The sequence below is a fragment of the Streptomyces sp. NPDC005799 genome (genome assembly GCF_040630525.1).
In the GTDB taxonomy this organism is placed as follows: Bacteria; Actinomycetota; Actinomycetes; order Streptomycetales; family Streptomycetaceae; genus Streptomyces; species Streptomyces griseorubiginosus_B.
This window is the reverse complement of the sequence record NZ_JBEXXQ010000022.1, coordinates 116,467-136,179: the sequence shown is the minus strand read 5'-3', so window position 1 is coordinate 136,179 and position 19,713 is coordinate 116,467. Positions and strand designations below refer to the sequence as shown.

18 protein-coding genes are annotated in these 19,713 nt (G+C 71.0%); 10 read left to right on the top strand and 8 right to left on the bottom strand.

From position 1 onward, the window contains the following. Nucleotides 1-93: 93 nt before the first annotated feature. Entirely contained in the window at nt 94-612 is a 519-nt protein-coding gene (locus ABZ453_RS22775) for a DUF6668 family protein (protein WP_359017023.1), read from the bottom strand. A gap of 252 nt (nt 613-864) precedes the next feature. Here ABZ453_RS22775 and ABZ453_RS22770 point away from each other — a divergent pair, with 252 nt between their 5' ends. Beyond that, a complete protein-coding gene (locus ABZ453_RS22770) occupies nt 865-2,325 on the top strand; it encodes a tetratricopeptide repeat protein (protein WP_359017021.1) in 1,461 nt (486 codons plus the stop codon). Between the two features lie 139 nt (nt 2,326-2,464). On the opposite strand, the gene rarD is transcribed toward ABZ453_RS22770, so the two are convergent. Further along, complete coding sequence (rarD, locus tag ABZ453_RS22765; RefSeq protein ID WP_359017062.1) at nt 2,465-3,418, bottom strand: EamA family transporter RarD; 954 nt, start codon at nt 3,416-3,418, stop codon at nt 2,465-2,467. Between the two features lie 186 nt (nt 3,419-3,604). Continuing rightward, on the bottom strand, nt 3,605-4,459 hold the full coding sequence (locus ABZ453_RS22760) for an SDR family oxidoreductase (RefSeq protein ID WP_359017019.1): 855 nt from the start codon (nt 4,457-4,459) through the stop codon (nt 3,605-3,607). A 92-nt stretch (nt 4,460-4,551) separates the two neighbouring features. Here ABZ453_RS22760 and ABZ453_RS22755 point away from each other — a divergent pair, with 92 nt between their 5' ends. Continuing rightward, nucleotides 4,552-4,959 carry a helix-turn-helix domain-containing protein gene (locus tag ABZ453_RS22755; protein ID WP_359017017.1) on the top strand — a complete coding sequence of 136 codons (408 nt, stop codon included), beginning with the start codon at nt 4,552-4,554 and terminating at the stop codon, nt 4,957-4,959. A 79-nt stretch (nt 4,960-5,038) separates the two neighbouring features. Here ABZ453_RS22755 and ABZ453_RS22750 read toward each other — a convergent pair whose 3' ends face one another. The 5 genes from ABZ453_RS22750 to ABZ453_RS22730 all read right to left on the bottom strand — a co-directional run bounded on the left by ABZ453_RS22750 (nt 5,039) and on the right by ABZ453_RS22730 (nt 11,913). Then, entirely contained in the window at nt 5,039-6,118 is a 1,080-nt protein-coding gene (locus ABZ453_RS22750; RefSeq protein WP_359017015.1) for a 2-oxoacid:ferredoxin oxidoreductase subunit beta, read from the bottom strand. Further along, on the bottom strand, nt 6,111-8,054 hold the full coding sequence (locus ABZ453_RS22745; protein ID WP_359017013.1) for a 2-oxoacid:acceptor oxidoreductase subunit alpha: 1,944 nt from the start codon (nt 8,052-8,054) through the stop codon (nt 6,111-6,113). The genes ABZ453_RS22750 and ABZ453_RS22745 overlap by 8 nt, the downstream gene beginning before the upstream one ends. A 266-nt stretch (nt 8,055-8,320) precedes the next feature. Further along, nucleotides 8,321-8,980, bottom strand: a complete 660-nt coding sequence (locus tag ABZ453_RS22740) for a response regulator transcription factor (RefSeq protein WP_308286707.1) — start codon at nt 8,978-8,980, stop codon at nt 8,321-8,323. Nucleotides 8,981-9,227: 247 nt separating this feature from the next. Then, nucleotides 9,228-10,592, bottom strand: a complete 1,365-nt coding sequence (locus ABZ453_RS22735; protein ID WP_359017011.1) for a sensor domain-containing protein — start codon at nt 10,590-10,592, stop codon at nt 9,228-9,230. A gap of 121 nt (nt 10,593-10,713) precedes the next feature. Beyond that, nucleotides 10,714-11,913, bottom strand: a complete 1,200-nt coding sequence (locus ABZ453_RS22730) for a sensor domain-containing protein (protein ID WP_359017009.1) — start codon at nt 11,911-11,913, stop codon at nt 10,714-10,716. A gap of 194 nt (nt 11,914-12,107) precedes the next feature. On the opposite strand from ABZ453_RS22730, the gene ABZ453_RS22725 reads away from it, so the two are divergent. From ABZ453_RS22725 to ABZ453_RS22690, 8 genes are read left to right on the top strand one after another with little or no spacing between them, the layout of a single operon-like run. Beyond that, nucleotides 12,108-12,503: an NADH-quinone oxidoreductase subunit A gene (locus tag ABZ453_RS22725; protein WP_359017007.1), complete on the top strand. Its 396-nt coding sequence runs from the start codon at nt 12,108-12,110 to the stop codon at nt 12,501-12,503. Then, a complete protein-coding gene (locus tag ABZ453_RS22720; protein WP_359017005.1) occupies nt 12,494-13,249 on the top strand; it encodes an NADH-quinone oxidoreductase subunit B family protein in 756 nt (251 codons plus the stop codon). Before ABZ453_RS22725 ends, ABZ453_RS22720 begins: the two co-directional genes overlap by 10 nt. Then, the gene (locus ABZ453_RS22715; protein ID WP_359017003.1) at nt 13,246-15,057 is read left to right on the top strand and encodes an NADH-quinone oxidoreductase subunit C; all 1,812 of its coding nucleotides are present in this window, start codon (nt 13,246-13,248) and stop codon (nt 15,055-15,057) included. The genes ABZ453_RS22720 and ABZ453_RS22715 overlap by 4 nt, the downstream gene beginning before the upstream one ends. Further along, complete coding sequence (locus ABZ453_RS22710; RefSeq protein ID WP_359017001.1) at nt 15,054-16,022, top strand: complex I subunit 1 family protein; 969 nt, start codon at nt 15,054-15,056, stop codon at nt 16,020-16,022. Before ABZ453_RS22715 ends, ABZ453_RS22710 begins: the two co-directional genes overlap by 4 nt. Before the next feature lie 2 nt (nt 16,023-16,024). Then, nucleotides 16,025-16,633 (top strand): NADH-quinone oxidoreductase subunit I, encoded by a 609-nt coding sequence (locus tag ABZ453_RS22705; RefSeq protein ID WP_359016999.1) that lies wholly within the window; start codon nt 16,025-16,027, stop codon nt 16,631-16,633. Further along, nucleotides 16,630-17,322 carry an NADH-quinone oxidoreductase subunit J gene (locus ABZ453_RS22700; protein ID WP_359016997.1) on the top strand — a complete coding sequence of 231 codons (693 nt, stop codon included), beginning with the start codon at nt 16,630-16,632 and terminating at the stop codon, nt 17,320-17,322. The genes ABZ453_RS22705 and ABZ453_RS22700 overlap by 4 nt, the downstream gene beginning before the upstream one ends. Next, nucleotides 17,322-17,720 (top strand): NADH-quinone oxidoreductase subunit NuoK, encoded by a 399-nt coding sequence (gene nuoK / locus ABZ453_RS22695; protein WP_133043332.1) that lies wholly within the window; start codon nt 17,322-17,324, stop codon nt 17,718-17,720. The genes ABZ453_RS22700 and nuoK overlap by 1 nt, the downstream gene beginning before the upstream one ends. After that, a complete protein-coding gene (locus tag ABZ453_RS22690) occupies nt 17,717-19,711 on the top strand; it encodes an NADH-quinone oxidoreductase subunit L (RefSeq protein WP_359016995.1) in 1,995 nt (664 codons plus the stop codon). Before nuoK ends, ABZ453_RS22690 begins: the two co-directional genes overlap by 4 nt. The last annotated feature ends 2 nt before the right edge of the window (nt 19,712-19,713 follow it).

Below are 19,713 nucleotides of genomic sequence, written 5' to 3'. Positions count from 1 at the left end.
TCGCACCTGCATTATATGTGTACGCAAGTAGTTGTCCATGGGGTGGCGGGGCGGCGGGGCGACGCCCGGAGGGCGCCTCCCGACGGACGGGACTCAGCCGCGCCGTCCGGCCGCCGCCCCCGTCAGCCGGGCCAGCGCCTCCGTCTCGCGGGGCGGACGGCCGCCGAGGTCGCCGAGACGCCAGTCGGGGACCCAGGGGACGCGGTAGACGTCGATGACCTGCTCCAGCAGCCGGATCTGCCGGTCCAGCGGGCGGGGCAGCCGGCCCGGCGCGTCCGACACCAGGACGAGGGCGTCCAGGTCGAGCCCCTGGGGCGCCTGTCCGCGCCGGAACACCTCCAGGGCGCGCAGGGCGGCGGCCAGTCCGGAGGCATGGGTGCGGGCGACGAGCAGGACGGAGCGCGGGTCGTCCGGTCCGGGCCACTCCCGGCCGCAGTCATGGCCGCCGTACACGGCGGCGAGGGTGGAGACGCCGGCGCCGCCGTGGGTGCCGACCCAGGAGTAGCGCCGGGCGGTGGCGACGGCGTGGGTGGGCTCCTGGGGTCCGGGCTCCGACGGGGCGACCGGTCCGCGGAGCCAGATCTCCGGTCCCTGTTGCATGTCCGTGCGCATGCCCGCTCTCCTTCCTCGCCAAGCCCACGGATCCGCGCGGTGCCGGGCGGCCCGCGAACCGGGGTGCCGATCGCTGGGACGAGTCTGTGACGCGACGGTGACGTGAGAACCGGCAGCGACCGGAGAGACTCGACAGTACGTGAACGACCGGATCTTGACGCCGGGGTGGCGGGGCCCGACGGCGGGAGGGAGCACCATGGAACCCGAACGCGCCGTCCGCTCCACTTCCGACGCATCCGAGTGAGGGAACCGATGTCTCGACTCAGCCGCGAGAAGAAGCGGGAACAGAAGGGGGCCGCGCTCTCCGCGGCCCTTGTGGCGGCACCGATCGACGTCCATGTCCCCGCGGGCGGTCCGGGAGCGGGGGGTGCCTCGATCGGCGGCGTTCCGGTCGTCCCGGCGGCCGGTGAGGAGATCCAGCAGGCCGTCCTCGACCACCTCCACCGCATCGTCCTCGCCACGGGCCACCCCGTCCGGGCCACGATTCACGACGAGCGCATCGGCTGCGTCGTACATCTCCAGGTGGCGGCCGACGGTTCGAGCACGTTCACGGGGGAGCCGGTACGGATGCCTCCGGCGGTCGAGCCGGTCGAGCAGGGGAAGCCGGTCGAGCAGGGGGAGCGGGCAAAGGGTGAGGCCCGGCACCGGGAGGAAGCGGTCCCGTCGGCTTCTGCGGTACGGGAGTCGGCCCCGGCGACGGCGGGCGTAGCTCTGTCGGGGGACGCGGTGGCGAAGGAGCACCCCGCGCAACCGTCCGATCCCCAGCCGCAGTCCACGCCGTACCGCGACAAGCCCACCCACCTGCTGCGGCCCACCTCGGAGTCCGTACGGGACGCCGTGCCGACCTTCCCTCTGCGAGCGCTGCCGGAGCCGCCTCAGGACCGCGCACCCGGCACGGTCGCACCGCCCACGGGCCAGTTCGGTCCGCCCCCGCCCATGGACGCGATCCCGCCGCACGCGGTCGCCGGGGCCGACCAGGCGCCCGGGGCCGACCGGACAACCGGAGCAAGGGCCGACCACTCCCCCCACCCGCTCGCAGCGAGCCTCTCAGCCGCCTCGGCCCCTCATCCACTACCCGCGCCTCCCTCAGCAGCCTCGGCCCCCAGCCCCCTGCCCGCGCCCGACTTCGCCGCCGCCGCCCCCAACCCCCTCGCCATCCCGCCCCTCGATCCCGGTCCCGAGCCCACCCCGACTCCCGCCCGTGGGTTCGATGCCGTGGCCGAGGCGGTGCTGGGGGACGAGCCGTCCACCACCACCGGGGTTCTCGCGGAGCCGATGACACGGATCAACGAAGCCGTGAAGGCGGGGCGGATAGCGGAGGCGGACGGGTTGGCTGTGGGAGCCGTGGGGGAGGCCATGGCGGTGCTCGGGCCGGAACACGGCGAGGTGCTGAAGCTGCGCGAACTGACCGCCTACATCGCCTACTTGGCGGGCGACCCGGTGCGTGCCTTCCGGCTGTCCCTCGACCTCGCCCGGACCTATCGGCGCGCCGGCGACGCGGAGGGGGCGTACGGCAATGTCCAGAGCGCCGCCTCCGCCTGGCGCGCCGTACGCGACCCGCACCAGGGGCTGGAGCTGGGCCGCGACCTGATCGGCCTGTGGACGGAGCTGACGGCCGAGGAGGGGCCGGCCGCCGACGACATCGAGGAACTGGAGTCGGCCCGCGCCCGCATGGGCCGACTCACGGAACGCGCCCGCAAGTCGTCCCGGTGACGGCGCGGAGAAGTCGAGCATGCACGCCCCCCGACACGCTGTAAGAGGCGCCGAGCGTTCTCCCTTACCAACGGCCGTCAAGGGCGCTATCCGGACGGGGAGTTCGCATAATGGAACATCCCCGTCCGCATCGGCGCGGTCAGACGTCCACCGGAGCCGACGGCGCCACCTCGACCCGCGGCACCTCCGCCAGCCGCCGCCTCGTCTCCCGTGCCGTCCGCCACGCGTCGAAGGTGAGCAGGCACAGGGCGCCCCACACCAGCGCGAACCCGGCCCACCGCTCGACCGGCATCGCCTCATGGAAGTAGGCGACTCCCAGCAGGAACTGGAACACCGGTGCCAGGTACTGCAGCAGCCCCAGGGTCGACAACGGCACCCGGATCGCCGCCGCCCCGAAGCATACGAGCGGCAGCGCGGTCACCACCCCCGTCGCCGCGAGCAGCGCCCCGTGTCCGGGTCCCTCGGTGGTGAACGTGGAGTCCCCGCGCGAGGTCAGCCACAGCAGGTAACCGACGGCCGGCAGGAACTGGATCGCGGTCTCCGCGGCCAGCGACTCGATCCCGCCCAGATTCACCTTCTTCTTCACGAGTCCGTATGTCGCGAAGGAGAAGGCCAGCGTCAGCGAGATCCACGGCGGCTGCCCGTACCCGACGGTCAGCACGATCACCGCCGCGAAGCCGGTCCCGACCGCCGCCCACTGCACGGGCCGCAGCCGTTCCTTCAGGAGCAGTACGCCCATGGCGATGGTGACCAGCGGGTTGATGAAGTACCCGAGCGAGGCCTCGACGACATGGCCGCTGTTGACGGCCCAGATGTACACGCCCCAGTTGACGGTGATGACCGCCGCCGCCACGGCGACCAGGGCCAGCCGTCGCGGCTGCCGCAGCAGCTCACCGGCCCAGGCCCAGCGCCGTACATAGAGCAGCGCGACGGCGACGAAGACCAGCGACCACACCATGCGGTGGGCGAGGATCTCGACCGCGCCGGCGGGCTTGAGGAGGGGCCAGAAGAGGGGCACCAGGCCCCACATCCCGTACGCCGCGAAACCGTTCAGCAGACCTGTGCGCCGCTCGCCCTTCGACTTCCCGCTCACGGGCACCTCCTCCTCGGCGAACTCGACCTGCTCGACGCTCTCGCGCCGTCGCACACGTGTGCAGGCAAGAAGGTAACGCCGAAGGCCCCCGCCTGTCATGCCCGTATCGCTATACGGTCATGACAGGCGGGGGTGGTGCGTCCGAGGGCCCGGCGGGGGAGTGCGGCCCTCGGACCTCCGGGGAGATCAGCCCTTGAGCGCGGCCGTGATCGCGTCGGCGATCGTGCTGGTCGGACGGCCGGCGAGCCGCGAGAGGTCACCGCTGTCGACGACCAGCTCGCCCTTCTCGACGGAGGCGTCGACGCCCGCGATGATCGCGGCGACCGGCTCCGGCAGCCCGGCGCCGGCCAGGATGCCGGTGAAGGCCTCGACGGAGACGGGGTTGTAGACGATCTCCTTGCCGGTCTGCTTGCTCAGCTCCGCCGCGTACTCCGCGAAGCTCCACGCCTCGTCGCCGCCCAGCTCGTATGTCTTGTTCTCGTGGCCCTCGCCGGTCAGTACGGCGACCGCGGCGGCCGCGTAGTCGGCGCGGGAGGCGGAGGAGACGCGGCCGTCACCGGCGGCCTGGACCACGGCGCCGTGCTCCAGCACCGGGGCGAGGTTCTCGGTGTAGTTCTCGTGGTACCAGCCGTTGCGCAGCAGGACGTACGGCACGCCGGAGCCGAGCAGGATCTCCTCGGTGCCGCGGTGGTCGTCGGCGAGGGCGGCCTTCAGGGCGCCCGGGGCGCTGGTGTAGGCGAGCAGGGCGACGCCGACGGCCTTGGCGGCCTCGATGACGACCCGGTGCTGGCCGACGCGGTCGTTGCCGACCTCACTGCCGCTGATGAGCAGCACCTTGTCACCGGCGGAGAAGACGTGGTCGAAGGTCTCGGGGGCGTTGTAGTCGGCGACCGCGAGCTTCACGCCGCGCTCGGCGAGGTCGGCGGCCTTGGCCTCGTTGCGCACGATGGCGGTGACCTGCTCGGCCGGGACCTTCTCCAGCAGCTGCTCGATGACGTGGCGGCCGAGATGTCCGGTGGCTCCGGTGACGACGATGCTCATGATGTGCGATCTCCTTGTGGGGTGCTGATGCCACTAACCCTAGGGGGAGCGCTAACTCTGCGAAAGTACCCACTTTGAAGTAAGGTACTGGCATGGCCGTAAGTACAGTGGACTCTGTCTCCAAGTACGACACCGGCGAGGCGATGTGCCCGTACCGCCTCGTCCTGGAACACGTCACCAGCCGCTGGGGCGTCCTCGTCCTGATCGAGCTCCTCGACCGCCCGTACCGCTTCAGCGAACTGCGCCGGTCGATCGGCCGTGTCAGCGAGAAGATGCTGACCCAGACCCTCCAGACCCTGGAACGCGACGGCCTGGTCCACCGCGACGCCAAGCCGGTCATCCCGCCCCGAGTCGACTACTCCCTGACCGACCTCGGCCGCGAGGCGGCGGAGCAGGTGAGGGGGCTGGCGGTATGGACCCAGAAGCGGCTCGATGCGGTGCAGGAGGCGCGGGAGCGGTACGACGCCGCCAAGGCCGGTGCCGGCTCGTCCGAGGAGTGAGCGGCGACCCACCCGAGGAATGACAAGGGCCCGGATGCCGTGTGGTGCATCCGGGCCCCCTGTGTCGCGGCGGCGGTCGTCAGCCGACGACCGTCCAGGTGTCGCCGCCCGCCAGCAGCGTCGCCAGGTCGCCCTTGCCGTTCTGTTCGATGGCGGAGTCCAGCTGGTCGGCCATCTGGGTGTCGTAGACCGGCCGGTCCACCGAGCGCAGGACGCCGATCGGGGTGTGGTGGAGGGTGTCCGGATCGGCCAGGCGGGAGAGGGCGAAGGCGGTCGTGGGGGACGCCGCGTGGGCGTCGTGGACCAGGATCTGGGACTCGTTGTCCGGCGTCACGTCGACCACCTTCAGATCGCCGGTGACCGCATCGCGGACGACGCCCCGCGAACTTTCCGCCCCGAAGCGGATCGGCTGCCCGTGCTCGAGGCGGATCACCGCCTCCTCGGCCTGCTGCTTGTCCTTGAGGGCGTCGAAGGCGCCGTCGTTGAAGATGTTGCAGTTCTGGTAGATCTCGATCAGCGCCGTGCCCGGGTGGGCCGCGGCCTGGCGCAGGACCTCGGTGAGGTGCTTGCGGTCGGAGTCGATGGTGCGGGCGACGAAGGACGCCTCCGCGCCGAGGGCGAGGGAGACGGGGTTGAAGGGGGCGTCCAGCGAGCCCATCGGCGTCGACTTCGTGATCTTTCCGACCTCGGAGGTCGGGGAGTACTGGCCCTTGGTCAGGCCGTAGATCCGGTTGTTGAACAGCAGGATCTTCAGGTTCACATTCCGGCGCAGGGCGTGGATCAGATGGTTTCCGCCGATCGACAGCGCGTCGCCGTCGCCCGTGACCACCCACACCGACAGATCCCGCCGCGAGGCCGCGAGCCCCGTCGCGATCGCCGGAGCACGGCCGTGGATGGAGTGCATCCCGTACGTGTTCATGTAGTAGGGGAAGCGGGACGAGCAGCCGATGCCCGAGACGAAGACGATGTTCTCCTTGGCCAGACCCAGCTCCGGCATGAAGCCCTGGACGGCCGCCAGGATCGCGTAGTCACCGCAGCCGGGGCACCAGCGCACTTCCTGATCGGACTTGAAGTCCTTCATGGACTGCCGGGCCGCGGCCTTGGGGACGAGAGTGAGCGCCTCGATCGTGCCCGTGCCTTCCGTGGACGTCTCAGCCATCGATGGCCTCCTTGAGAGCCGTGGCGAGTTGCTCGGCCTTGAACGGCATGCCGTTGACCTGGTTGTACGAGTGGGCGTCGACCAAGTACTTCGCCCGGATCAGCGTGGCGAGCTGACCGAGGTTCATCTCGGGGATCACGACCTTCTCGTAACGCCCGAGCACCGTGCCCAGATTCCGCGGGAAGGGGTTGAGGTGGCGCAGATGCGCCTGCGCGATCGACTCGCCGGCCGCCCGCAGCCGCCGTACCGCCGCCGTGATCGGTCCGTATGTCGAGCCCCAGCCCAGCACCAGGGTGCGTGCCTCGTGCGGGTCGTCGACCGCCAGATCCGGTACGTCGATGCCGTCGATCTTGGCCTGCCGGGTGCGGACCATGAAGTCGTGGTTGGCGGGGTCGTAGGAGATGTTGCCCGTGCCGTCCTGCTTCTCGATGCCGCCGATGCGATGTTCCAGGCCGGGTGTGCCCGGGACGGCCCAGGGGCGGGCCAGGGTCTGCGGGTCGCGCTTGTAGGGCCAGAAGACCTCGCTGCCGTCCGCCAGCGTGTGGTTGGGGCCCTGCGCGAACTGCACGGTCAGATCCGGGAGTTCGTCCAGTTCCGGGATGCGCCAGGGCTCGGAGCCGTTGGCCAGGTAGCCGTCGGACAGCAGCATCACGGGGGTTCGGTAGGTCAGGGCGATGCGGACGGCCTCCAGGGCCGCGTCGAAGCAGTCGGCCGGCGTGCGGGGGGCGACGATCGGGACCGGCGCCTCGCCGTTGCGGCCGAACATGGCCTGCAGCAGGTCCGCCTGCTCGGTCTTGGTCGGCAGACCCGTGGACGGACCGCCGCGCTGGATGTCGATGACCAGCAGCGGCAGCTCCAGGGAGACCGCCAGACCGATGGTCTCGCTCTTGAGTGCCACACCCGGACCGGACGTCGTCGTCACGCCCAGCGAGCCGCCGAAGGCCGCGCCGAGGGCCGCTCCGATGCCCGCGATCTCGTCCTCCGCCTGGAAGGTGCGCACGCCGAAGTTCTTGTGCCGGCTCAGCTCGTGCAGGATGTCCGAGGCCGGGGTGATCGGGTACGAGCCCAGGAACAGCGGCAGATCTGCCTGGCGCGAGGCCGCGATCAGACCGTAGGCGAGCGCGAGGTTGCCGGAGATGTTGCGGTACAGGCCCGGCGGGAACGCGGTCGTGGCCGGGGCGATCTCGTAGGAGACCGCGAAGTCCTCGGTCGTCTCGCCGAAGTTCCAGCCCGCGCGGTAGGCCGCCAGGTTCGCCTCGGCGATCTGAGGCCTCTTCGCGAACTTGGTGCGCAGGAACTTCTCCGTGCCCTCGGTCGGCCGGTGGTACATCCAGCTCAGCAGCCCCAGCGCGAACATGTTCTTGCTGCGCTCGGCTTCTTTCCGGCTGAGGTCGAAGTCCTTGAGCGCCTCCACCGTCAGTGTGGTCAGCGGCACCTCGTGCAGGCTGTAGCCGTCCAGCGAGCCGTCCTCCAGCGGGGAGACGGCGTAGCCGACCTTCTGCATCGCCCGTTTGGTGAACTCGTCCGTGTTGACGATGATCTCCGCGCCGCGCGGCAGATCGCCGATGTTCGCCTTCAGCGCGGCCGGGTTCATCGCGACGAGCACGTTCGGCGCGTCGCCCGGAGTGAGGATGTCGTGGTCGGCGAAGTGGAGCTGGAAGGACGAGACACCCGGGAGGGTTCCGGCGGGGGCGCGGATCTCGGCGGGGAAGTTCGGAAGGGTGGAGAGATCGTTGCCGAAGGACGCCGTCTCCGAGGTGAATCGGTCACCGGTGAGCTGCATCCCGTCACCGGAGTCTCCCGCGAACCGGATGATCACCCGGTCCAGCCGGCGGACATCCTTCGTCCCCGCCGGCCTGCGCTGCTCTCCTACGACGGCTCCGTCCGCCGTGTCCGCTTCTGCCTGCTCCGCTGTCCTGCTGACCTGGCTGGTCACTGAACTGGACCTCCCTCGAGGCGGCTGTCTGGGACCGGCCTTCCCGCAGGCCTTCCCAGGATCAACCCTACGTCCGTTAGGGTCGCCTTCCCTCGGCCATTCGCATGATGGACACGCTTTTGAGACGGTCCGACGCCCTGAATTGTCATGATTTCTCGCCCCTCGGCGCTTGCTCTGAAGACGCTCCCCGCGATTCTTCGGTTCTGGGGCTGGACGGACGCTGGACTGACGGCTGAGCGCGCGGCCGCCGGTCCGGTGTCAGCCGGTCATGAGTTGAGGTAGGTGAGGACCGCGAGAACACGCCGGTGATCCCCGTCACTCTGCGACAGTCCGAGCTTCAGGAAGATGTTGCTGACGTGCTTCTCCACGGCGCCGTCGCTGACCACGAGCTGCCGGGCGATCGCGGAGTTCGTCCGTCCCTCGGCCATCAGTCCCAGCACCTCCCGTTCCCGCGGCGTGAGCCCGGCCAGCACATCCTGCTTACGGCTGCGTCCGAGCAGCTGCGCCACCACCTCCGGGTCCAGCGCGGTCCCGCCCCGGGCCACCCGCACCACCGCGTCCACGAACTCGCGCACCTCGGCCACCCGGTCCTTGAGCAGATAGCCGACGCCGTGACTGGACCCGGCGAGCAGCTCGGTGGCGTACCGCTCCTCCACGTACTGCGACAGTACGAGTACCCCGAGACCGGGATGTGCCTTCCGCAGTTGTACGGCGGCTCGCACCCCTTCGTCGGTGTGCGTCGGCGGCATCCGCACGTCCGCGACCACCACGTCCGGCAGCTCGCCCTGCCCGTCGAGCTCCGTGATGGTCTTGATCAGCGCCTCCCCGTCCCCGACCCCGGCGACGACGTCGTGCCCACGGTCGGTCAACAGCCGCGTCAGCCCCTCCCGCAGGAGCACCGAATCCTCGGCGATGACCACCCGCACCCTGTCCTCCACGATGTCCGGCCCCCCACGCCCTGTTCCGTCTGCCAGTAGTCCAGCATTCCAGCATCCGGACCCGGAGGGGCCCCGGCAACGCGATTCCCTGGGCAATCAGCGAGAAACAGCCGCACGGCAGGACCGTTTCCGGCCTGCCGTGCGCGCGTTGCCGATCATCGGTTGTACGGGAATCAGCCGTACGGGAATCGGTTGTACGGGAACTGGGCGTACGGGAAATGAACGTACGGACGCGTCACCGCAACGACCGCTCCCCCCGCCACGGCAGCTCCGCCGTCACCCGGGTCGGCCCGCCCGTCGGGGAGTCCACCACCAGGATCCCGTCCACCGCGTCCAGCCGCTCCGCGAGCCCGGCCAGGCCCGAACCGGTGGAGGCGTCCGCGCCGCCCACGCCGTTGTCGACGACCTGCACCATCAGCCGACCCTCGACGCGCCACACGTCAACGGCCGCCCAGGTGGCCCGGGAGTGCTTGCTGATGTTCTGCAGCAGCTCCGACACCGTGAAGTAGGCGATCCCCTCGATCGCGGGTGCCGGCCGCTCGGCCAGATCCACCTCCACCTGCACGGGCACCGTGCAACGGGAGGCGACGGCGGACAGCGCCGCGTCCAGTCCCCGGTCGGTGAGCACGGCGGGATGGATCCCCCGCGCCAGGTCCCGCAGCTCCTGCAGCGCCGTCTTCACTTCACCGTGCGCCTCGTCCACCATCCGCGCCGCCGCCCGCGGATCCTCCGCCAGCTTCTCCTTCGCCAGCCCCAGATCCATCGCCAGCGCCACCAGCCGCGCCTGCGCCCCGTCGTGCAGGTCCCGCTCGATCCGCCGCAGGTCGGCCGCCGCGGCGTCCACCACGACCCCCCGGTCCGACTCCAGCTCCACCACCCGCGCCGACAGCCGCGACGGCCCCAGCAGCCCGTGCACCATGACCCGGTCCACCATGGTCAGCGCCCGCACGATCCACGGCGTGGCCAGCGTGAACAACAGCCCCACCAAGGCCGTGACGGTGATCTCGAACGGGTTGTCGAGGTAGACCGAGTGATGGGCGTCGCCGAACAGCTGCAGCCCGCCCTGACCGGCGTAGACCGGGAAGACCCAGAACCACAGCGGGTACGTCAGCAGCGCCCAGCCGTACGCCCAGAGGTTCACGGCGACCACGAACGAGAACACCGACCAGGGGAACTGCAGCAGCGCGTACAGCAGCGTCCGCCACGAGGTGCCGCTCTTCAGCACGGCCCCCATCCAGGCCATCACCCCGGACTTCTTCATCCGCAGCGGCTCGGGGTCCCCGACCTCCAGCCCCAGCATGCCGCGCGCCCGCGCCCGCTCCAGCGCCCCGAACCCCCGGCAGCCGGCGAGCCCCGCCGCCAGCACCGGGATGCCGAGGAACGTCACCAGCAGACCGGCGCCGAGCGCCACCATCGTCACGGCGTACGTGAAGAGCATGATCCCGATGGGCAGGCTCAGCAGCACATACCCGAACTCCCGCCAGCTGCGCGCCTCGAACGGCGCCCGCAGCCCGGCCGGCAGCCGGCGCCGGCGCGGCTCCGCGAGCCCGAACCCGCTGTCGTACCCGTGCCCGTAGCCCTGTCCGTACTCCGTGGCCATCCGCGTCGTCCGTTCTACTCGTCCCGTTCCCTTTGCGGCTTCTCCCGCCCTACCTCCACCCTGCTGCGCCGCAGGTCCGCGAACCATGGAGTCCGTCGGCATCTTCGGCGGGGGGTTTTCCCTACCCCCCGGCTCCGGAACGGTCGCGCCAGGGCAGTTCCGCCGTGACGACGGTCGGCCCGCCCTGCGGCGAGTCGACGACGAACAGCCCGTCGACCGCGCCCAGCCGCTCGGCCAGCCCCCGCATCCCGGTACCGCCGTCCAGCCGCGCACCGCCCCGGCCGTCGTCCTCGACCTGGATGAGCAGCCGGTTTTCCGCCCGCCACACCTCGACGACCGCGTTCCTCGCCCCGCTGTGCTTGCTGATGTTCTGCAGCAGCTCCGAGACGGTGAAATAGGCGATGCCCTCGATGGCCGCGGCCGGCCGGGACTCCAGGTCCACGGTCACCTTGACGGGCACGGTGCAGCGGGAGGCGACGGCGGACAGCGCCGCGTCCAGTCCCCGGTCGGTGAGTACGGCGGGATGGATGCCTCGCGCCAGGTCCCGCAGCTCCTGCAGCGCGAGCTTCACCTCGCCGTGCGCCTCGGCGACCATCTCAGCCGCCGAGTCGGGATCCTCCAGAAGCTTCTCCTTCGCCAGGCCCAGCCCCATCGCCAGATTGACCAGCCGCGCCTGCGCCCCGTCATGCAGGTCGCGCTCGATGCGCCGCAGATCCGCGTTGGCCGTGTCCACCACGACCCCCCGGTCCGACTCCAACTCGGCGATGCGCCGCTCCAGCTCGTCGGAGGGCGACAGCAGCCCGCGCACCATCGCCCGGTCCGCGTTGGCCAGCCCGCGCGCGATGAACGGCAGCACCGGCCACAGCACGAACAACGAGGTCAGCGTCGTGACGAAGGTGAGGATGCCCCACGGCAGCCGGATGAAGTCGTACAGCACCGTGCGCCAGGCGACCGGATCCTTCACCGCCATCCACAGCCAGGGCAGGAAACCGCCCGCCGCCGCACGCCGGGGCAGCGGACTCGGCTCGTCGACGCGCACCCCGAGCAGCCGCCTGGCCCGTGCCCGCTCCATCCGTCCCCAGCGCCGCGCACCCATCAGCCCGGCCGCCAGCAACGGGAACCCGATCACCGTCACCGTCAGCCAGAAACCGGTCCACAGCACCGTCACGACGTAGACGAACCCGAACACCGCCAGCGGAAGGTTCGCCAGCAGATGCGCGATCTCCTTCCAGGTGTGCCCTTCGTAGGCGAGACGGGCGGGCGGCAGACGGTCGTCGGCGCCTTCCGGGGCCCAGGCCGGGCGCGAGAATCCTTCGGTCATATGGGCTAGCGTGCCGCGCGCCGGGCGCCCGCGCCATGAGGTCGGCCGCCCCCGTCTGCTGGGGAAAACCCCACCTTGGCATCACGTGCCGATCTCAAGGCATGACGGGCTGCTTACCGTCCCTTTATCAGGGCCTAGACTCCCTGCGTACAGATCGTCGAACAGCAGCGAGTGAAGCGAGTGAGGGGACGGACGTGCGGGAACCGACCGTCGTCATCGCGGCGGGCTACTTCCGGTCGTACTCGGTCGTCGGACTGCTCGCCGTGGTCGGCGTGCTCTTCGTGGCCGTCGCCTTCGGCGCGGGCCGCCTGCTGCGGCCGGTGGTCCCCACCCCGGAGAAACTCCTGACGTACGAGTGCGGAGTCGATCCCGTCGGCGAGGGCTGGGCGCACACCCAGGTCCGCTACTACGTCTACGCCTTCCTGTACGTCGTCTTCGCCGTCGACTCGATCTTCCTGTTCCCCTGGGCGACGGTCTTCGCCGCCCCGGGTTACGGCGCGACGACCCTGGTCGAGATGTTCATCTTCCTCGGCTTCCTGTCCGTGGGGCTGCTGTACGCATACAAGAAGGGCGTACTGGCATGGACGTGACGCCAGAGACCAACGTCACCGACGCCACTGGCGCCTCCGTCGTCACGGACGGGCAGCCGGTCCTGTCTCCGGAGCAGCCGGTCCTGTTGCCGGAGCGGAAGCGACTCGGCGCCCTCGCCCGCCTCGCGCCGGAACCGATGAAGGTGATCCTCAACTGGGGCCGCCGCTACTCGCTCTGGGTCTTCAACTTCGGCCTGGCCTGCTGCGCGATCGAGTTCATCGCCGCGTCGATGGCCCGCCACGACTTCATCCGCCTCGGCGTGATCCCCTTCGCCCCGGGCCCCCGCCAGGCCGATCTGATGGTCGTCTCGGGCACGGTCACGGACAAGATGGCCCCGGCCGTGAAGCGTCTGTACGAACAGATGCCGGAACCGAAGTACGTCATCTCCTTCGGCGCCTGCTCCAACTGCGGCGGCCCCTACTGGGACTCCTATTCGGTCACCAAGGGCGTCGACCAGATCATCCCGGTCGACGTCTACGTCCCCGGCTGCCCACCCCGCCCCGAAGCCCTCCTCCAGGGCATCCTCAAGCTCCAGGAGAAGATCGCCAGGGAGTCCCTGGGCGAGCGGTACGGCGCGGTGGACACAGGTGGTCGGCCGTCGGCGGGAGCATTGCAGAGCGGGTTGGTGAAGGGGCCGGGGGAGAGGGGGGCTTCGGGGGCCGGTGTTTCCGACTCCGAAGCCGATGACGCTCCGGCTTCAGATGCTCCGGCTTCCGATGCTCCGGCTTCCGAGGAGGGTCGATGAGCACGGTCGGCTGGCTTCCCGCCCCGGTCGAGGAACTGTTCGGTACGGAGGCCACGGCGGACGTGTCCTACGACATCCTGACCGTGGACGTTGCGCCCGCCTCCTGGCTCACCGCGCTGGCGGTGGCCCGTGACCAGCTGGCCTGCACCTACTTCGACTGGCTGAGCGCGGTCGACGAACCCGGCACGGGCTTCCGCGTCTCAGTACACGTCGTCGCCCTCGCCCCGGTCCGCCGCCTCCTCCTGCGTACGACGGTCCCGCACGACGCGCCGATCCTGCCGAGCGCGGTGAACCTCTACGCGGGCGCCGCGTGGCACGAACGCGAGACCCACGAAATGTTCGGCGTGACCTTCGAAGGCCACCCGGCACTTGACCACCTCCTCCTCCCGGAGACCTTCGAGGGCCACCCCCTCCGCAAGGACTTCGTCCTCGCCGCCCGCGTCGCCAAGGCCTGGCCCGGCGCCAAGGAACCCGGCGAGTCCGACCACGGCGGCCCCAAACGCCGCCAGATGCTTCCCCCGGGCGTCCCGGACCCCAACGAGTGGGGCCCCCTGAAGGGCCAACTCCCCCCGGCCCCGTCCCGCCCCGCCCGAGCGGCAGGCCGCACCGCAGCGGACCGAACCGCGCCAGACCGCCCGGCCCGCACCGCAGCCGAACGCCCGCCCCGCCGAACCCGCTCGGCATCCGAAGGCTCCGCCAGTCAGACGGAACCGGAGGCGCCTGCGGGAGCCTCAGCGGAGGAGACTTCGACCGCCGGGACGCCTCCGAGGCGTGCGCGTTCGGCGGCTGAGGGCTCGGTGAGCCAGCCGGCCGCGTCGGAGGCAGCGGAGTCCCGGCGTGCGCGCTCGGCTGCTGAAGGTTCGGCGAGCCAGACGACAGGCACGTCGGGGGCGGCTCCGCGGCGTGCGCGGACGACGGCTGAAGGTTCGGCGAGTCAGACGACAGGCACGTCGGGGACGCCTCCGAGGCGTGGGCGGACGACGGCTGAAGGTTCGGCGAGTCAGGCAGAGACGGTGGCCGGCGAGACCCCCGCTGCGGATGCTCCGTCGACTGCCGCACCACGGCGTACCCGCTCGGCGGCCGACGGTTCCGCGAGCCAGACGGCGGCCGGCCCCCAGAGCGCGGCAGAAGGGTCGGCGCCTCGGGCTGAGGACGTGGCGCCTGCCGCCGAGCCCCCAACCGGGGCTGCCGAGTCCGCGACCGGCGCCACCAAGCCCCCAGCCCCAGCGGCGCCCACCGCCCCCCGCCGGTCGCGGAGTGCGAGCCAGGGCTCGGCAAGCCAGCGTGCCACGGCGTCGACCGACGAGGGCGCCGGGACCGACGAAGGCTCCGGGACGACCGACGAGGGCGCCGGGACCGACGAGGGCGCTGGGACCGACGAGGGCTCCGGGACGACCGACGAGGGCTCCGGGCCGCGGCCCACCTCGACCACACCCGAACCGAAGGCGCCCACCGCTCCGCGCAGCCCGGACGCGCCCTGGCACCACGCCCGCCCAGCCTTCGACGACCCCGCCCCATCCGCCCGCCCGGCCACCAAGCCCCAGCCACAGGAGGGAGCCGACCAGCCGCAGCCCGCTACGGCACCGGAGCCCCCCACCGCCATGCAGCCCGCACGGAACAGGCCCGCGCCCCGAACCCCCGCCCCGGACGCACCAGCGCCTGAAGACTCCACACGCCAAGCACCCGCGTCCGAGGACCCAACGCCGGAAGCCCCCGCGCCCCAGACTCCCGCACCCGATGCACCGGCGTCCGCAGACCCCACGTCGGAGGACACCAGCCGCGAAGACCCCCCAGGAGGCCCGCAGTGAATGACGCTCTCGACGTCGCTCTGCGACTCCTGGTCGTCTTCGTCGTCTTCCTCACCTTCCCCCTGGTCGTCGGTCAGACCGAACACAAGGTGATGGCCCACATGCAGGGTCGCCTCGGCCCGATGTACGCGGGCGGATTCCACGGCTGGGCCCAACTCGTCGCCGACGGCGTGAAGTTCGCCCAGAAGGAAGACGTCGTACCGGCCGGCGCCGACCGCCGCGTGTTCCAGCTCGCCCCCGCCGTCGCCCTCCTCCCGTACCTCGTCGTCCTCCTCGCCATCCCCATCGGCCCTGGTGAGGGCGCCGTCGGCCAGGTCCTGGACGCCGGCATCTTCTTCGTCCTCGCGGTGATGGGCATCGGCGTCCTCGGCTCCCTCATGGCCGGCTGGGCTTCCGCCAACAAGTTCTCCCTCCTCGGCGGCCTCCGTACCGCCGCCCAGCTCCTCGCCTACGAACTCCCCATGCTCCTCGCCGCCGCCTCCGTCGCGATGGCGGCCGGCACCGTCTCCCTCCCCGGCATCCTCGACGCGTTCCACTGGTGGTGGCTGCCCTGGCAGATCGTGGGCGCCGTCGTCTTCTTCGTCGCCGGCCTCGCCGAACTCCAGCGCCCGCCCTTCGACATGCCCGTCGCCGACTCGGAGATCATCTTCGGCGCCTACACCGAGTACACCGGCCTGCGCTTCGCCCTGTTCCTCCTCGCCGAGTACGCCGGGATCATCGTCCTGTGCGGTCTGACCACCGTCCTTTTCCTCGGCGGCTGGCACGGCCCCTGGGGCGCCGACGGCCTCGGCTGGGTGTGGACCCTGCTGAAGACGGCCGTCCTCGCCTTCGTCGTGATCTGGCTCCGCGTCACCTATCCGCGCCTGCGCGAGGACCAGCTCCAGAAACTCTCCTGGACCCTCCTCGTCCCCCTCTCCCTCGCTCAGATCGCCCTCACCGGCATCGTCAAGGTGGTGACCCAGTAGCCATGGCCGAGCCCGTCCCGTCCACCCGGCGCGGCGCTGCCCCGCCCACCAGGCCCCGCATCCCCGGCTCCGGCCTGGCCAAGGGCCTGGCCGTCACCCTCCGCACGATGACGAAGAAGACCGTCACCGAGCAGTACCCGGACGTCCAGCCCGACCTTCCGCCCCGCACCCGAGGTGTGATCGGCCTGTTCGAGGAGAACTGCACGGTCTGCATGCTGTGCGCTCGGGAGTGCCCGGACTGGTGCATCTACATCGACTCCCACAAGGAGACCGTCCCGCCGGCCGCCCCCGGCGGACGTGAGCGCAGCCGCAACGTCCTGGACCGCTTCGCCATCGACTTCTCCCTGTGCATGTACTGCGGTATCTGCATCGAGGTCTGTCCTTTCGACGCCCTGTTCTGGTCCCCGGAGTTCGAGTACGCCGAGACCGACATCCGCGAGCTCACCCACGAACGCGACAAGCTCCGCGAGTGGATGTGGACGGTGCCGGCCCCACCCGCTCTCGACCCCGGCGCTGAGGAGCCGAAGGAGATCGCCGCCGCCCGCAAGACCGCCGAGAAGCTGGCGGCGGCACAGCCGGGGCCGACCGAGCCGTACGGAGAACAGCCGTGACCCTCTCTGCCGCGGAACACGGCTTCCTCTCTCCGACCGGCGTCGAAATCGCCTTCCTCCTCGTGGGCCTGGTCACCTTCGGCGCCGCGCTCGTCACCGTCACCACCCGACAGCTGGTGCACGCCGCCCTCTGGCTGGTGGTCACCCTCGGTGGCCTGGCCGTCGAATACCTCCTGCTCACCGCCGAGTTCATCGCCTGGGTGCAGGTCCTCATCTACGTCGGTTCCGTCGTAGTGCTCCTCCTTTTCGGTCTCATGCTCACCAAGGCCCCCATCGGCCGATCGCCGGACGCCGACTCCGGAAACCGCTGGGCCGCCCTCACCGTGGCCGTCGCCGCGGCTGCCGCCCTGGTCTGGGTCGTCGTCGACGCCTTCCGCACGACCTGGGTCGACCTGGACGGCCCCGCCTCCGGATCCACCGCCGTGACCGGCGCCAGCCTGTTCCAGAACTGGGTCCTTCCCTTCGAGGCCCTCTCCGTCCTCCTCCTCGCCGCACTGGTCGGCGCCATCGTCCTGTCCCGCAAGGCGAAGGCCGAGTCGAGCTCTCCCCCTGTGAACTCCCGGGCCACGACCGGTGGTTCCCCATCCGTCCCGGATTCCCGGAATCACCCGATTGGGGGACAGGCCCCCACCGGGCAGTCGAAGTCCGCCATACAGCAGAGCCCGGCCGAGCAGGAAGGCGCCCGCTGATGCACCTCGCCTATCCCGCCGTGCTGGCCGCCCTTCTCTTCTGCACTGGCCTGTACGGAGTCCTCGCCCGCCGCAACGCCATCCTCGTGCTGATGTCGGTCGAGCTGATGCTCAACGCCGTCAACCTGAACCTGGTCGCCTTCGACGTATGGCTCAGCCGGACCACCCGGGAGACCCTGCACTCCGGTCAGGCCCTGACCCTGTTCACCATCGCCATCGCCGCCGCCGAGATCGGCATCGGTCTGGCGATCGTCCTCGCCGTCTACCGCAACCGCGGCACCTCGGACATCGACAAGCTCCGGGACACCGCCGAGGGCCACGAGACCGACGGCCCCGACAGTGACGCCCTCACGGCCGAGCAGGCCGGCCGGGCCGGGAAGACCGAGGCCACCGCGTGACCACGACCACCCTCGCCGTCCTCGTCCCCCTCCTGCCCTTCCTGGGGGCGGCCGCAGGCCTGCTGCTGGGCCGTACGGCTCCCGGCTTCGTCCGGCCGCTGGCCGTTGTACCGACCCTCGCGGCCCTCGTCCTCGCCGTCCTCGTCGCGGCGGACCAAGGAGGCGGACGGGCCGTCGACGCGGCCACCGAGCTCACCCCCACCGGCTCCGTCCCGATCGAGCTCTCCCTGCACGTCGACGGCTTCGCCGCCCTCGTCGCCGTCCTGGTCGGCGTGGTCGCGACCTGCGTGCAGATCTACTCCACGGGGTACCTCCGCGACGACCCGCGCTACCCCTCGTACGCCGCTCTCATCTCCCTGTTCACCTCCGCGATGCTGCTCGTCGTCTACTCCGGCGACCTGATCGTGCTGCTGGTCGGCTGGGAGATCATGGGCATCTGCTCCTACTTCCTCGTCGGCCACTACTGGGAGACCCCGGAGGCCCGTGCCGCCTCCATCAAGGCCTTCCTGGTGACCAAGCTCGGTGACGTCCCTTTCCTGATCGGCCTGTTCGCGCTCGCCACCGAGACCGGCTCCTTCCGCATCACCGCCGTCCTCGACGCCGTCGCGCACGGCGGACTCGACCACCCGACCGTCATCGCCCTGCTGCTCCTGGCAGGCGTGGCGGGCAAGTCGGCGCAGTTCCCGCTGCACACCTGGCTTCCCGACGCGATGGCGGGTCCGACGCCCGTCTCCGCACTGATCCACGCGGCGACGATGGTGGCCGCCGGCGTCTACTTCGTCGCCCGTCTCCTCCCCGTGTTCGAGGCCAGCCGGGCCGCGATGGTCGTCCTCGCCGTCATGGCCGCCGTCACGATGCTCGGCTCCGGTCTCGCCGCACTCGCCCAGGACGACATCAAGCGGGTCCTCGCCTACTCGACCATCGGGCAGCTCGGCTACATGACCGGCGCCCTCGCCGTCGGCGAGCGCGGGGCCGCCGTCTTTCACCTCCTCACACACGGTGCCTTCAAGGCACTGCTGTTCCTCGCCGCCGGCGTCGTCATCCATGCCGCCGGCACCAACTCGCTGGCCGCCATGTCCCGCATGACCAACCTGCGCGACCGCGTCCCGGACGCCTTCTGGACGATGACCGTGGCGCTGCTCTCCCTCGCCGCGATCCCGCCCTTCAGCGGCTTCTTCTCCAAGGAGTCCGTCCTGGGCGCCGCCGAGCACGTCGCCACCGGCCACACCGAGCACGTCCCCGAAGCCTCCGGCTGGATCACCCTCGTCGCCGGACTGCTCACGGCCCTGCTCACCGCCGCGTACGCGACCCGCCTGTGGCTGCTGGCCTTCCACGGCCGAGGTACCGAAGCCCCCGACCACGGCAGGCAACCCCTCACCATGACCGTCGTGCTGTGGGTGCTCGCCGTCCCGTCTCTCGCGCTGGGCGGGTTCACCTTCCGCCTGCTGCCGGACTGGTTCGACGGCCGCGACCTCACCCCGACTCTGACCACCTCCGTCGTCGGAACGGGCCTGGCCCTGGTCGGCGGCATCGTCACCTACGCGGCCTGGCGCCACACCACCGCCCTCGCGGCCCGGGTCCCGCTGGGAGCGGTCGCGGCCCACCCCGAGAGGGACGCCGGGCTCGTCGAGGCCGAGGCGATCGCCAGCCACGCCCCCGTGTACGGGGGAGTGGCCTACGCGCCCGATCCCGCCGACCCCGGACGGCTGCTGCTCGGTCCGCTGCACCGGCACGCGGCCGTAGGCTTCCACCTCGACGCCGTGTACGCGACCCTCTTCGTCCGCCCGGTCCAGGCCGGAGCGAGCCTCGTGAGGTTCCTGGACCGCGAGGTTGTCGAGACCTACGTACGCGGTGCGGGCGCCCTGCCCCGGCTGCTCGGAGCCGCCGTGCGCCGCGCCCAGACCGGCAATGTGCAGACCTATGTGAGCGCGCTGCTCGCAGGCACCGTCGTCCTGGCGGTCGCCGTCCTCCTCGTCGCCACGGGAGCGTGAGC

Coding starts and splice junctions, on each gene's coding strand:
- ABZ453_RS22720 (WP_359017005.1), top strand. CDS start 12,494: ATGGACGTGACGCCAGAGACCAACGTCACCGACGCCACTGGCGCCTCC.
- ABZ453_RS22705 (WP_359016999.1), top strand. CDS start 16,025: ATGGCCGAGCCCGTCCCGTCCACCCGGCGCGGCGCTGCCCCGCCCACC.
- ABZ453_RS22760 (WP_359017019.1), bottom strand. CDS start 4,459: ATGAGCATCGTCGTCACCGGAGCCACCGGACATCTCGGCCGCCACGTC.
- ABZ453_RS22750 (WP_359017015.1), bottom strand. CDS start 6,118: ATGGCTGAGACGTCCACGGAAGGCACGGGCACGATCGAGGCGCTCACT.
- nuoK (WP_133043332.1), top strand. CDS start 17,322: ATGCACCTCGCCTATCCCGCCGTGCTGGCCGCCCTTCTCTTCTGCACT.
- ABZ453_RS22775 (WP_359017023.1), bottom strand. CDS start 612: ATGCGCACGGACATGCAACAGGGACCGGAGATCTGGCTCCGCGGACCG.
- ABZ453_RS22755 (WP_359017017.1), top strand. CDS start 4,552: ATGGCCGTAAGTACAGTGGACTCTGTCTCCAAGTACGACACCGGCGAG.
- ABZ453_RS22770 (WP_359017021.1), top strand. CDS start 865: ATGTCTCGACTCAGCCGCGAGAAGAAGCGGGAACAGAAGGGGGCCGCG.
- ABZ453_RS22715 (WP_359017003.1), top strand. CDS start 13,246: ATGAGCACGGTCGGCTGGCTTCCCGCCCCGGTCGAGGAACTGTTCGGT.
- ABZ453_RS22730 (WP_359017009.1), bottom strand. CDS start 11,913: ATGACCGAAGGATTCTCGCGCCCGGCCTGGGCCCCGGAAGGCGCCGAC.
- ABZ453_RS22735 (WP_359017011.1), bottom strand. CDS start 10,592: ATGGCCACGGAGTACGGACAGGGCTACGGGCACGGGTACGACAGCGGG.